The following is a 13,117-nucleotide window of genomic DNA, read 5'->3' as shown; positions in this document are numbered from 1 at the left end:
AATTGATTGCATTATGCTGAAGTAATTTACGAATGTGATTTTGTTGTGTTGAACTAATTAAAGGGGGGGATGATTTAATTACGGATTATTCAATTACGGGTTACGAATGTTTTAGTTGCATGCTGTTTTTTTTTCGTAATTCGTAATTGATAATTCGTAATCAGATCAGCGGATCTCTGTTCTCTTAAAAAACTCCGATAATCCCTTATCACTTCCGGCTACCCACACAATATCTCCTTCTTCCAATACCGTGGTAGATTCAGGGTTCAGGATACGCTGCCCGCTGCGTTCAATACCCAATACCATTCCCTGTGTTTTCTCCCGGATGCCTGCTTCGCGGATGGTTTTGCGGAACAATGGCATGCCTTCCTTTACCAGGTAGCGGCGCAATACAATATCATGCCCCTGCATGGCCTTTCCTTCCATACTGCCATCTGCTTCTTCCAGGAAATGATTGAGCTGCGTGATCTGCTCATCCGTACCTATTACTGTTACTACATCACCCGGGTATAAACGTTCCGTACCACCCGGTGCCGCAAATTGTTGCCGCCCCCTTTTTATTAATGCTACATTGGTCCCGAATTTTTCACGCAGGGCCAGCTCCTGTAATGTTTTGCCAATGGCAGGTGAGGTAGGCTGTATCTCAATTACAGCCAGGTGCGCATCCCAGGGCGCCAGCACCTGTTTGTTGATGCTGCCCACGCGGGCATCCCTTTCATTGAAGTTGGAAAAGAAACGCGCTTCAATAGTGCCATAAAATGCCTGCAGCCTGCGGGAAAATATCAGCAGCAACCCTATAATAACCAATGTAACCACCAGGGCTACCGTGGTGGAAAAGAACTGGTCTACAGAAAACCCAACAAAGAATACCGCCACTGCTACCCGCAAAGTACGCAGCAGCACCAGCGGCCCCCGGTATTTCTTTTGCTGCCAGATGTTAGCAGCTGCCTGGCTGCCGGCTCCGCGGAATACCAGCGCCCACAAAAAAGGCGATAATACCAGCAAGGTTACCAGCGCAGTGGCAATACGTGCCCAGTGATGGTCCGGTGTGTTGCCACCGGTCATAGGTAATATGTAATAGGCAGATAGCAGCACAATAGCCACAATGATCACGGAGAACAGGATGATGTTCATGAAGTAGGAACGCAGCACCTGCTTCCAGTCGCTTACCACTGCAATGGTTTGTGTAGCTGCGCTATAGCGGTTTAATGTGGTCTTCCAGCGATGCGGTAATATAGCTGCAATACGTGTGTATACCGGCTCTGAAACTTTTATGAGATAAGGAGTGGTAAAGGTGGTAACGGCCGATACTGCCACTGCAATGGGATACAGGAAATCGCTGGTTACTTTTAATGTTACGCCCAGCGTGGCAATGATAAAGGAGAACTCCCCTATCTGCGCCAGGCTCATACCTGCCTGTACTGCCGGCTTTAATGGCTGCCCTGCTACCAGTGCGCCAATAGTGGTGCTTAGCACCTTACCCATTACCGTAATAACGGTGATAATGGCTACCGGTATGGCATATTTCAGGATCATGGCCGGGTCTATTAACATACCCACTGATACAAAGAACACGGCGCCAAACAGCTCTTTTACCGGTTTTACCAGGTGTTCTATCTTTTCTGCCTGCGTAGTTTCAGCCAGTATAGAACCCATTACAAAGGCGCCCAGGGCCGGTGAAAAACCAGCCTGTGTAGCCAGCACCACCATCAACAGGCATAAGCCAATGGCAGTAACCAGCAGGGTTTCCTCGTTCATGAGCTTACGGGTGCGTTTCAGCAAAGTGGGCAGGAAAAAAATGCCTGACACAAACCAGATGATGAGGAAGAACAGCAGCTTCACTACAGAGCCTAGCATTTCCATGCCGGCAAACTGCCGGCTGGCTGCCAGGGTGGATAACAACACCAGCAACACAATAGCCACCAGGTCCTCTACCACCAGGATGCCAAATACCAGGCCGGCAAACTGCTGGCCTTTAATGCCCAGCTCCTCAAAAGCGCGGATGATGATGGTAGTGGAGGAAACAGACAGGATGCCACCCAGGAAAATGCTGTCCATGGTAGACCAGCCCAGCAAATGCCCGGCAGCATACCCCAGCCCCAGCATAATAACTACCTCTATAACGGCGGTAATAGAGGCGCTGCCTCCTACCTTTATTAACTTTTTGAAGCTGAACTCCAGGCCCAGGCTAAAGAGCAGGAAAATAACCCCTATTTCGGACCAGGTTTGAATATTGGCTTCGTCTGTTACCGTAGGCACCAGCGATACATGCGGCCCTACCAGCAGGCCGGCTACAATGTACCCTAACACCAGCGGCTGCCGCAACTTTTTAAAGATCAGTGTTGTAACGGCCGCGGCCGCCAGTATTAATGCCAGATCTGTAATAAGTGCGGGTAAATGCATGCAAACAATTAAAGGTTCAGGAAATAACAGCTAATAAGATAACTATGCTGCCGATGCTATTGCAGCACAAATTAATTATTAATTACTCATTCTTAATTCCTTAGGTGCGTATTTTGTCTAACAGGTCGCTGAGCTGCTGTGCTTCCTCGCTGGTTATGCGGGTGCCCAGGTCTTCGTAGAATGCTTTCATGGGCGTTTCCAACTCTTCCAGCAGGTTCAGGCCCTCGGGGGTAATGGTAATATCCATTTTGCGGCGGTTATATTCACAAAGCTGGCGTTTTACATACCCCTGTTTTACCAGCTTATCCAGCAAACGGGTCACGTCGCTAGCCTTATCCAGCAACACTTCTTTGATCTCTCCTGCAGACACCGGTTTGGGATGCCGGCCTTTGATGATACGCAAAGCATTGAAATGCTGAGGCAGGATGTCATATTTTTTGAAAATTTCGGCATTTGCATCCCGAAGCCAGTTGCTGGTGAATATTAGGTTGACCAGGGCCTTGTGGAAATTATTGCTGAACTTGCCCTGCTTAATGGCTTCTTCTATTCTCATAGACCGCAAAGTTAACAAAAACACAACAGACGTTGTAACGGATTTGAGCCGCTGAGGATAACCGGGGGATAATGGGGGATATTTTCGTATGCACGTTGTCGTTCTTTTTAGCGCAAAGTTTGTTAACTCCTCGTTAAGAAAGGCCAAATATTCACGTTTACTAGATAAAACTCACACTTCACCAATTGTATAATGTTTGGTAAGGCTAAGCGTATATCTTTGTTATAGGTTTTTCATAGGATATGGTTAAAAAATTAGGCGGTATTCCTACCGCCTTTTTTATTTTCTCTAAGTTCTTCATGCTGAATGCATAACGGCTGAAACCCAATAGCAGTAAGCCATTGCGCCTTTGTAATTTATTACCAGAAGCGTACATACAACGCGCTCAATATCAATAATGTAATTACAATTAACACCATAGTTGCAGGCTTTACACGGAACATGCTGGCATCCAGTTCAAATGCTTTCGGATTCACTTTAGGCCCCGCTAAACTCATAAGCACCATCACTAAAACGGTGAAAAAGAAAGCCCATCCCATGCAAATAAGGAACGGAATTTCGTATTTGCCCTTCCCGTTAGGAAATGCGGTGTATAAAAGTGTTTCATTACCAAACCATTGTGGTGCGTAGTTGTTAAATACCACTGATAAAACGAAGCCCGTAATAATGCCGGCCACTGCGGCGGCGCCGGTAGTGCGCTTCCAGAACATGCCCAGCAGGAACATGGCAAATACACCCGGACTAATAAAACCGGTGTACTTCTGGATGAAAGTAAAACCACCTTCCCCGCCAATACCTAACAGATCATTCCAGGTAAATAAAATAGCCAGCAACATTGCTGCTACGATCACCAGGCGGCCGGTCCATACCAGCTGCTTTTCATTAGCCTCTTTACGAACATATTTTTTGTAAATATCCAGTGTGAAGATGGTAGAAATACTATTGGCCTTACCTGCCAGCGATGCTACGATGGCTGCCGTTAAAGCCGCCAGTGACAAGCCTTTGAGGCCGGTGGGTAAAAATCCAAGGATAGCAGAATAGGCATTATCTGCATTAAAATGTCCGCCCGGCGCCATTTCATTTTGTAAGGCGCCATTTCTATATAATACAAAAGCTGCAATACCCGGTAACATTACAATTACAGGCATCATGAGCTTCAGTAAACCGGCAAACAGGATACCGTTGCGGGCTGTTTGCAGATTGGCCCCCAGCGCACGTTGGGTAATATACTGGTTACATCCCCAGTAGTTCAGGTTCACGATCCACTGCCCTGCTAAGTACATTGATAAACCGGGCAGCATCAGGTATTTATTGATCTCATGTTGCGGTGCATCTGCAGCCGGCTTTTGCATGATCATTTTAAAGTGATCCGGAGAATCTTTCATGAGTGCCTGGAAACCCGCCAGCACATTGCTGCCCAGGCCAAAGTGCTCACTCACCATAGTGAGCGCCAGGTACGTAGTGGCTAATCCACCAATGATCAATACAGCCACCTGTATCACATCGGTATAACCAATCACTTTCATGCCGCCCAGTGTGATCAGCAATGCAAACACCGATAACCCGATCATGATCAAATGAAAATTACCATGGCCTACCAGGCTGTTAATGGCCAGGGCGCCCAGGAACAGGATGGAGGTAAGATTTACAAACACATACAGGAATAACCAGAAAATAGCCATAATAAGGCTCACCGTTTCGTTATAACGGGTTTTCAGGAATTGCGGCATGGTGAAGATCTTGTTCTTCAGATAAACGGGCATAAACCACACTGCCACAATGATCAGCGCAATAGCGGCAATCCATTCATAGGCGGCTACGGCCACGCCTACAGAAAAACCGTTGCCGCTCATGCCAATGAACTGCTCCGCCGAAATGTTGGAAGCGATCAAAGAGGCGCCAATGGCCCACCAGGTAAGGGAACCCTCTGCCAGGAAAAAATCCTTGGTATCCATGCTGGTCTTTTTCTTACGCCGGTAGATCCAGTATCCGTAAGAAGCTACTACCAGGAAGTAGATAATAAAAATAACGTAGTCTATAAGTGCGAGTTTGTTCATAACGGTGAATTACAGTATTAACGGTACTAATATATTGTCAATTCGACAATTATTCAAATAAATGTAATCAAATAAGGCAAATGGGGAAAAATATTAGCCGGTAAGCGGGTCCCTTCTCCCCTGTTTATCTACCCGGTAAATGGCCTCATTTTCAAACAGCACACCTTCTGAAATGCCTTCTGCATGCAGCGTATCCACATCTATTACCCTCCCTTCAAAAAAGGTAGTTAATTTATTTACCGTAGTGTGGCCAATAACAATATGCTGCACCCTAAACCGCTGCAGGGTGTCGTTTACCTCCTGCGGGGTGGCCTGCCCAATGGCATACCCACGGTACCAGAAGGGTGAAGCCGGTGAGTACATAAGCAGGTATAAGGCCGGATGCCAGGGCGGTCTGCCCGTAAAGTACAAGGGGCGGCAAAGCTCATTCATATCCGGGATGGAGAGCTGTAAGGCATTTACCAGGCTGCTGATACCTCCATGCACAAACAGTACGGCGCCTATTTTTTCAATAATGTTCTTGGTGGCCAGCCAGCGCCCCAGCTCTGTGTGGGGCTTGTACCAAAGCGTATAGTCGTGCTGCAGCAGGCGTGCATTGGCCAGGTATTTTTCAGGCACATAGCGCAGGTCATCCGTCATGTTCATGATCTCATGGTTACCCAGTATAAAATGCACGTAACCACCCTGCTCCCTGGCTTTTATTTCCAGGCTGTAAAACAGCCATAAGCATTCCGTTACATGCGGGCCACGGTCCATACAGTCACCAGTGAGCACCAGGTGCCCATTTCCGAAGGTCCAGCTGTATTGATGGTCTATTACGCCATTGGCCAGCAGCAGGTCGCGCAGGGCGTTAAAATTGCCTTCTATGTCTGAAATAGCTAACAGCTTCCCGGCAGCCGGATAAACAGATGGCTGCGGCTGTAAAACAGGCTGTAAGGGGGTGGAAAAGTTCCATTCCGGGTGCTCCGGGAAAGTGCAGTGAACGGTTATGCGGTCTTTTTCTGCCAGGGGAAAGGACTGAAGGGCTGCAACCGGTTTCCCCTGCCTGCCGGTAATGGACTTTACCAGGATGGTATTTCCTTCGTAAAAGATATGCGGGCCATCAGCTGCTGCTTTCATGATAACTAATATACTAATTATCGCAGCCCTGTTAAAAAGTGAAGGGTGAGATATAAAAGCCGCTTCAAGCTTCCATACTCACCCTTGTAATGGTTATTAATAATACGATTAATGCGTTTCTTTCAGGTGCAGGGTTTCGTTGTCATAATAGAAATCTATTCCTGCGCCTGTGTTTTTCAGATTTTTCAGGAAAAAGGGCAGATCATGGTGTTTATCCAGCACACCGGTAAAGGGTGCGTTGGCCAGTGACTGATCATCAAACACCACATTTATGCCAAACCAGCGTTTGATCACCGGCGCCAGGTCGCGCAGGCGGGTATTATCAAACTGGAAAACGCCATTCATCCATGACAGCACTACCTCGCTATCAAACTGCTGTACAGTAAAGCCCAGGTGCTCGGTATATACTGCTTCCTGACCGGGTTTTAATACCAGGGTAGACGGGCCTGAGTGGGTGGCTACTGCGCCGGATACCAGGCTGGTGCTGGTGATGCCGGTTTTGTAGGTATTAATGTTAAATTCTGTGCCCAGCACTTCTACCTCTGTTTGCGGTGTATGTACAATAAAAGGCTTTTCTGCATTTTTGGTTACCTTAAAATATCCTTCCCCTTCTAAATACACTTCCCTGCGGCCTTCGCGGAAAGCAAAGGGGAATTTCAGGGTGGAAGTGGCATTCAGCCATACTTCCGTACCGTCGGATAAAATCAGGCGGTAGTCCATTTTAGGCGGTACAATGAGGGTATTCAAACCACCCATGGTATGGTCTTCTGTAGTATACTGCAGGGTTCTGGCGCCGGCATTCAGCGCTACGCTGCCGGCTGTGATCTGCTGTGAAGGTTCGTTGTAAGGGAGCTGAATGGTTTTACCGTTGGAGAGCTTTAAGCGCAGTCCCTTTGCGTGGGAGGCTGCCTCCGCCATTTCTGCACCTGACATGGGTGCAGCCGGTTTCAGGAGAAAATACGCGCCGGTGGCCATAATGCCCAACACGCAGGCGGCTGCCAGCCATTTTACGATCGGGAACCGCCTGATCTTATGTTGTGGCTGCAGCAATTCCGGTTCAATTTTTTGCCAGGCAGCTTCATTATCCTCGATCTCATACCAGACATCCTCATCAAAATCGTGCAGCCTGATATCGTCCCATAAGCGGCTAACGTCTTCGTTGCCTGCCATTAGCTGTTCCAGGTACTGATTATCCGCATGGTTAATGTTCCCTTTCTTTTTACGTAACAGCAATTCGTAAATATGCTCCTGAGTATATTCCATTTGATCGATTAGTGCCAATTGGTGATAAGTTAAAATTTTGAACAGCATTTTGAGGAAAAATATACCATGACAATGAAGCTGAAAGCATAGCGCTAAATACAGCGGTTCAATTACGCTGTTCTCATTGCGTAGACTGTTCCAAAAATAACGCTAATCGATTTAGCAGTAGTTAACAGGCCGTTAATCCCGCTGTTAAGAATATGTTAAACCCACGGGTTGCAGCCACTGTTCATAGGGCACGTTCACTTGTTGTAACAGTTTGTCTTCCAATAACATAGCAAAGGTTTCCAGGTACACCACCACATCATCCCGCTGGTTCCTTTTTAACCAGCGAAAACCACCTGGTAAACGGTCCAGCACATCCCGGTCCTGTAAATATTCAATATTATGTATATCCGTTGGCGTAAGTCCTTTTTCCAGCAGCCTGGTGATCAGCATGGCTACCGGGGCATTGGATACCACGCAGTACTCCTCTGCCAGCTCTGTCCACTCCCCTATGCCGGTTTGGGCATAGTACAGGATATCCTCTTTACTCAGGTTTGTAATTACCTGCAGCAGGTTGCCGCAGTTGCAGGTGCCATGGTTGCCCCATGCATACGGGGCCCCGTTTTGCAGGCGTTTGGCCGTTTCACGTAAAGCGGCTATCAGTTCAATGTTAGGTTGGGCCATAAAACACGCTTTTACTTAAAGTTACGGAAAATGGTGCATAGTCCATAGTCGATGGTCCATAGTCCATGGTCCATGGCCTACTGCGGGGAGGCCACGGTCCACAGTCACGGCCTTCTGCGGAAAGGTCCACGGACGTGGGCCACAGCCTGCCGCGTGAGAATAGATGTACAGTGATTCACGGTTTATGGTCTGTTGTGTGGAGATGGAACTGCGTTTGCCTTGCCTGTGCAGGCAATACCATCATGTTCAGTAAATATTACCGCACCTTCACCCACATCAGCCACCATCATCGCTTTGCGTGCTGTTTCAGCTTTTCGTAATACGCAATGGACTACGAACCATCGGCTATGGATTATTATCCCAGGCAGTAGACTGCTGCCGGTTGACTGTGATCCACTGCAGTCCCGCCACCACGTAATATGCAATGGACCATGGACCATCGACTGTGGACTCCTTAACCAAAAACTTTTAATTGTATAATTGACATTTATAAAAATAATACCTAGCTTAGTGACTCAAACTTCACGTTATAATGAAAAAAATACTCAGCTCCCTTGCGGCCTTGCTATCTTTTTTATATGTAGCCGGGCAAAACGATGCTACGCTCACTATTCAGCAAAATAATACCGGGGCAACCATCAGCCGGCATATTTACGGTCACTTTTCCGAACACCTGGGAAGGTGCATCTATGACGGCTTTTGGGTAGATGAAAAATTGCCGGTGAAAAAAAAGGACCGTATCCGCCTGGACGTGGTAGAGGCCCTGAAAAAAATACAAATTCCCAACCTGCGCTGGCCAGGTGGCTGCTTTGCAGATGAATACCATTGGCGCGATGGCATTGGCCCCCGCGACCAACGTCCTAAAATGGTGAACACCAACTGGGGCGGCGTTACAGAAGATAATAGCTTTGGCACCCACGAATTCCTGGAGCTTTGCAGTCTGCTGGGCTGCGAACCTTATATCAGCGGCAATGTAGGCAGCGGCACCGTAGAGGAAATGAATAAATGGGTAGAATACCTCAACTTTAACGGCGAAAGCCCTATGACCAAAATGAGGAAACAGAACGGGCGCGAAGAGCCCTGGAATGTGCATTTCTGGGGAGTAGGCAATGAAAGCTGGGGATGCGGCGGCAATATGACGGCTGCCCGCTATGCAGATGAATACCGCCGTTATGCTGTCTTTGCCAAAAACTACCCCGGCGCCGCGCTGAAGAAAATTGCCTGTGGCGCTTCCAGTGATGATTATAAATGGACGGAAACCGAGATGCAGAACATTCCGCTGAACCAGATGTGGGGCCTTTCCCTGCACTATTATACCGTGCCCAGAAACTGGCAGAAAAAAGGTTCCGCCACCGCGTTTGATGAGCAGGAATATTTTACCACTATGAAGAAATGCCTTTATATGGAGGAGCTGGTAAGCCGGCATAGCGCTATCATGGATCATTATGATCCGCAGAAACGTGTAGCCCTGGCCGTAGATGAATGGGGCATCTGGACCGACGTAGAACCCGGCACCAATCCCGGTTTCCTGTACCAGCAGAATAGCCTGCGCGATGCGCTGGTAGCGGCTTCCACACTCAACATCTTTAACAACCATTGCGACCGTGTACGCCTGGCTAACCTAGCGCAAACCGTGAATGTGCTGCAGGCCCTTATCCTGACCGACAAGGAAAAAATGCTGCTCACGCCTACCTACTACGTGTTTGACCTGTTTAAAGCGCACCAGGATGCCAAGCTGCTGCCCATCTTACTGAATAGCCCGGAGTACAGCATGGGTGATGAAAAGATCCCCTCGGTAAATGCATCTGCTTCTGTGGATTCCAATAATGTGATCCATGTTACACTGGTGAACCTGGATCCACACCGTACCATTAATGTATCTACACAGATCAGTAATCTTTCCTGGAAAACGGTGGACGGACAAGTATTAACAGCAGCCAAATACACCGCTGTAAATACCTTTGAAGCACCGCATACCGTGCAACCTGCCAAATTCAACGGCGCCAAAAAGAATGGCAATAACCTGAATGTGAGCTTACCTCCACAATCTGTGGTGTTACTGGAGATGAAGAATTAATAATGACGATTGAATCATTAATATAACGAAGCGGATAAACACCAAGCAGGCTGTGTTCCTTTATAGAACACAGCCTGCTTTTTTATTGGGGATGGATGTTGGTATAGGGTTAATAATAGTTATTATTTACTTTTTGTATTGCCGGGTTTAGCCGGTTGGCCGGACTTCTGGCGGTCTTTTGCTTTGTTCTTCTGGATCGCAATATCTGAGATGTCATTTTTTTGTGTCTCACGGGTAATATTGCGGCTATAATCATTCCCTACGTTAGGGCCGCCCTGTTCTAAACCCTGGCTTCCGATTGATCTGTCTTTTGCCGGCATATCTATTAGTTTTAATGTTAAAAAATAGTTTCCGTTTAACCACTTTTACAGCGCTAAAATAGTGCCAGCCTGTTTATGGAAGGGGCAGCTAAAACGCCTCCCGGTGCGGCATTGCTCACTCTGCCGGTTTGCGTAACAGGTATTGTATACAATGGGTATCCATGGTAAAGAGAGTAGCTCGTCAAAACAATTCCACACTCCATGCGCGCTCAAACTCTGCATCCGGCGCCAGTTCTATGATGCCTTCCTTTTCTTCCAGTTTGCCGCTGGCATCCACATGATCGGCAATTCCACACCAGGGCTCTATGCATACAAAATCCGCATTTTTAGCGGCCCAGATACCCAGGTAAGGGAATCCCTTAAAATGAAAAGTAAGGCCATGCGGCGTTCTGTCGCTTTTCAGGGTAACGGTATCAGAAGCCAGGTGCTTTAATACCAGGGCATCCTGGTAAAATAAGGATCGTTTTAAGGGCAAGGTATGCGTATGTTCCAGCAAAGGCTGTGTAGTGCGCTCAATTAGTCCGGCTGCAGAGAGGGGCCATTTACCGGCATTCTCTTCTCTATTAAAATACAGGTAATAATCTTCATAAGCAGTACCATCTGCCAAAGGCAGCCTGAAGGCAGGATGGCCGCCCACAGAGAACAGCAGCTTTTCCTGTCCCGTATTTTTTACCCGGTAGGTAACGGTTAAGCTGGCATCCTGCAACATATAAGCTACCTCAAACTGAAAATGGAAGGGATATACCTTTAAGGTATCTGCATTATCTGTCAGGCGCAAAGTGGCGCTGGTGGCTGTTTGCTCCACTACTGTAAAAACCATGTCACGCGCAAAACCATGCCGGCCCAGCGTGTACGTTTCACCGTTATACCGGTAGCTGTTATTATGCAGGCCGCCTACAATGGGAAAAAGCACCGGGCTTTTTTTACCCCAGAACGCTGCATCGCCATTCCAAAGGTATTCCAGGGGCATATCCTTACGGGTAAGGGTTTGCAGCTCGGCCCCGTGTTCAGCAATGGTGAGGTTTATTTTGTCGTTGGAAAGCTGTAGCATAAGATGGTTAATTATGGGGGCAAAAATAGTGAAAAAGTCGATGGTCCATAGTCCATGATCCGTCGACTTTTGCGCCCCGGCAGCTTACCAGACAAAAGTAGCTACTGACCTGCCTTCAAGAGAATATGTATATCGATGCGTACCATCTGTAACGGCAAAGGTTTTAGCCCCCTCCTCCCGGTTCAGCACTACCAGCACTTTGGAATTGTCCTTATTCAAAAATGCTACGCTTTCCAGGCCGGGAATGGCGCTACCGGTCATCGTTACACGAAAAGCCCCGGGCCGTACAAATTTAGACAGGTGGCCAATTACATAATACTCCACGTTGTGGGTAATGGTGCCGCCGGAGGCGATGGTTACCACGCCCCTGCAATCCTGGCAACCTCCGTTACGCGGCCCGCTGTTGCTATCCAGCGCCAGGTTCCAGAGCAAGGTGATCTTAGACCAGTTGTTCATAGCGCCAATGAATAAATTACTCATGTTCCAGTCCAGGTTGGATGCAAAATCCGTGGCCCAGCCACCGCCGGAAATTTCTGTGAAATAAAGGCCTTTGTCCGGGTGCTGCGCATGCACCTGCGTCATAGCGCTTACCTGGCCTGCATAGGCATGAAATGCGGAACCGGTTATGTATTGTTTGGCCTGCGCATCGTTCAGTATGTTAATAGGGTATTCCGGATGGTTCCAGTTATGATCATACACAATAATGCCGGTGTTAAGCTTATTCTTCTGGAAAGCCGGTCCCAGGTGATCTCTGATGAATGCGGCCTGCATACCGGCCTCCATGTACATGGAGGGATATTTGGCTTCAAACAGCGGCTCATTTTGCGGGGTAATAGTATTAATAGTGATCCCCTCCTGCTGCATGGCCTGCAGGTATTTTACAAAGTAGTTAGCATACGTTGCATTCCATTCTGGTTTCAAACGGCCACCGGCCAGCTTACCATTATCCTTCATCCAGGCAGGTGCGCTCCAGGGTGTGGCCATCAGCTGCAGGTTGGGCGCCAGCGCTTTAATGGCCTTTAGCACAGGCAGCACATCGGCCTTATCCTTTTCTATAGAGAAATGTGTTAGCCCCGGATCTGTTTGCCCTGCGGGCAGATCATCATAAGTGAAATCCGCCAGGGAAAAATCCGATGCGCCCATGGTTAAGCGCAGGTAGCTGATGCCTATGCCCTGCTGTGGATCAAACAGGTCCTGCAGCAGCTGCTGGCGCTGTGTGCTATTGAGCTTATTGATCACGTAGGCCGATGACCCGGTTAGGGCGGCGCCAAAACCATCTATCTCCTGCAGCTTTTTTGTAAAATCAATATTTATAATGGCAGCAGCTGAAGAAGCGCCGGTAGTAATGTCAATGTCTTTTTGCGGCTGCAGCAGCTTCACCTGGTTGCCGGTGGTTACCCAAACTTTGGCTTTACCCGCAACTGCTATAGTATCTGCAGGCGGAGTGGTGGTTTGTTTTGCGGGGCTTTTACCGCAAGCCGCGGCCAGTACCAGGCAGCAAATGCCGTATGGTATTATCTTCATACACACTGGTTATGCTATTAAATAAAAAGCGGACCGGCCAGGGCTTGTAAATGATGGCCGGTCCGCGGTATTAATGACGTG

General features: G+C 48.1%; 10 protein-coding genes. 1 reads left to right on the top strand and 9 read right to left on the bottom strand.

The features are described 5' to 3' along the window. Positions 1-165 precede the first annotated feature (165 nt). The 6 genes from BMZ54_RS19660 to BMZ54_RS19635 form a co-directional block, all read right to left on the bottom strand. Positions 166-2,403 carry a monovalent cation:proton antiporter family protein gene (locus BMZ54_RS19660; RefSeq protein ID WP_089915931.1) on the bottom strand — a complete coding sequence of 746 codons (2,238 nt, stop codon included), beginning with the start codon at positions 2,401-2,403 and terminating at the stop codon, positions 166-168. Between the two features lie 100 nt (positions 2,404-2,503). Further along, the gene (locus BMZ54_RS19655) at positions 2,504-2,956 is read right to left on the bottom strand and encodes a MarR family winged helix-turn-helix transcriptional regulator (RefSeq protein WP_089915928.1); all 453 of its coding nucleotides are present in this window, start codon (positions 2,954-2,956) and stop codon (positions 2,504-2,506) included. Positions 2,957-3,315: 359 nt separating this feature from the next. Next, positions 3,316-5,013 (bottom strand): sodium:solute symporter family transporter, encoded by a 1,698-nt coding sequence (locus tag BMZ54_RS19650; RefSeq protein ID WP_089915925.1) that lies wholly within the window; start codon positions 5,011-5,013, stop codon positions 3,316-3,318. Positions 5,014-5,106: 93 nt separating this feature from the next. Further along, positions 5,107-6,132, bottom strand: a complete 1,026-nt coding sequence (locus BMZ54_RS19645) for a metallophosphoesterase (RefSeq protein ID WP_089915922.1) — start codon at positions 6,130-6,132, stop codon at positions 5,107-5,109. 108 nt (positions 6,133-6,240) lie between these two features. Beyond that, on the bottom strand, positions 6,241-7,395 hold the full coding sequence (locus BMZ54_RS19640) for a FecR family protein (protein ID WP_162277612.1): 1,155 nt from the start codon (positions 7,393-7,395) through the stop codon (positions 6,241-6,243). A 192-nt stretch (positions 7,396-7,587) separates the two neighbouring features. After that, a complete protein-coding gene (locus BMZ54_RS19635; protein ID WP_089915917.1) occupies positions 7,588-8,064 on the bottom strand; it encodes a hypothetical protein in 477 nt (158 codons plus the stop codon). Between the two features lie 532 nt (positions 8,065-8,596). On the opposite strand from BMZ54_RS19635, the gene BMZ54_RS19630 reads away from it, so the two are divergent. After that, entirely contained in the window at positions 8,597-10,141 is a 1,545-nt protein-coding gene (locus BMZ54_RS19630) for an alpha-N-arabinofuranosidase (RefSeq protein ID WP_089915913.1), read from the top strand. Between the two features lie 122 nt (positions 10,142-10,263). Here the strand turns inward: BMZ54_RS19630 and BMZ54_RS19625 are convergent, their stop codons facing one another. The 3 genes from BMZ54_RS19625 to BMZ54_RS19615 form a co-directional block, all read right to left on the bottom strand. After that, positions 10,264-10,461, bottom strand: coding sequence for a hypothetical protein (locus tag BMZ54_RS19625; RefSeq protein WP_089915910.1), 198 nt, complete (start codon positions 10,459-10,461; stop codon positions 10,264-10,266). A gap of 181 nt (positions 10,462-10,642) precedes the next feature. After that, positions 10,643-11,512: an aldose 1-epimerase family protein gene (locus BMZ54_RS19620; protein WP_089915907.1), complete on the bottom strand. Its 870-nt coding sequence runs from the start codon at positions 11,510-11,512 to the stop codon at positions 10,643-10,645. A gap of 84 nt (positions 11,513-11,596) precedes the next feature. Continuing rightward, on the bottom strand, positions 11,597-13,036 hold the full coding sequence (locus BMZ54_RS19615) for a glycoside hydrolase family 30 protein (RefSeq protein WP_089915904.1): 1,440 nt from the start codon (positions 13,034-13,036) through the stop codon (positions 11,597-11,599). Positions 13,037-13,117 lie beyond the last annotated feature (81 nt).

Source organism: Chitinophaga rupis, assembly GCF_900109685.1.
Taxonomy (GTDB): Bacteria; Bacteroidota; Bacteroidia; order Chitinophagales; family Chitinophagaceae; genus Chitinophaga; species Chitinophaga rupis.
The sequence above is the reverse complement of the archived record's forward strand: the minus strand, read 5'-3'. Positions and strand labels throughout refer to the sequence as shown.

Excerpts from the sequence above, each read along its gene's own strand:
- BMZ54_RS19660 (WP_089915931.1), bottom strand. The coding sequence starts at position 2,403 with ATGCATTTACCCGCACTTATTACAGATCTGGCATTAATACTGGCGGCC.
- BMZ54_RS19655 (WP_089915928.1), bottom strand. The coding sequence starts at position 2,956 with ATGAGAATAGAAGAAGCCATTAAGCAGGGCAAGTTCAGCAATAATTTC.
- BMZ54_RS19650 (WP_089915925.1), bottom strand. The coding sequence starts at position 5,013 with ATGAACAAACTCGCACTTATAGACTACGTTATTTTTATTATCTACTTC.
- BMZ54_RS19645 (WP_089915922.1), bottom strand. The coding sequence starts at position 6,132 with ATGAAAGCAGCAGCTGATGGCCCGCATATCTTTTACGAAGGAAATACC.
- BMZ54_RS19640 (WP_162277612.1), bottom strand. The coding sequence starts at position 7,395 with ATGGAATATACTCAGGAGCATATTTACGAATTGCTGTTACGTAAAAAG.
- BMZ54_RS19635 (WP_089915917.1), bottom strand. The coding sequence starts at position 8,064 with ATGGCCCAACCTAACATTGAACTGATAGCCGCTTTACGTGAAACGGCC.
- BMZ54_RS19630 (WP_089915913.1), top strand. The coding sequence starts at position 8,597 with ATGAAAAAAATACTCAGCTCCCTTGCGGCCTTGCTATCTTTTTTATAT.
- BMZ54_RS19625 (WP_089915910.1), bottom strand. The coding sequence starts at position 10,461 with ATGCCGGCAAAAGACAGATCAATCGGAAGCCAGGGTTTAGAACAGGGC.
- BMZ54_RS19620 (WP_089915907.1), bottom strand. The coding sequence starts at position 11,512 with ATGCTACAGCTTTCCAACGACAAAATAAACCTCACCATTGCTGAACAC.
- BMZ54_RS19615 (WP_089915904.1), bottom strand. The coding sequence starts at position 13,036 with ATGAAGATAATACCATACGGCATTTGCTGCCTGGTACTGGCCGCGGCT.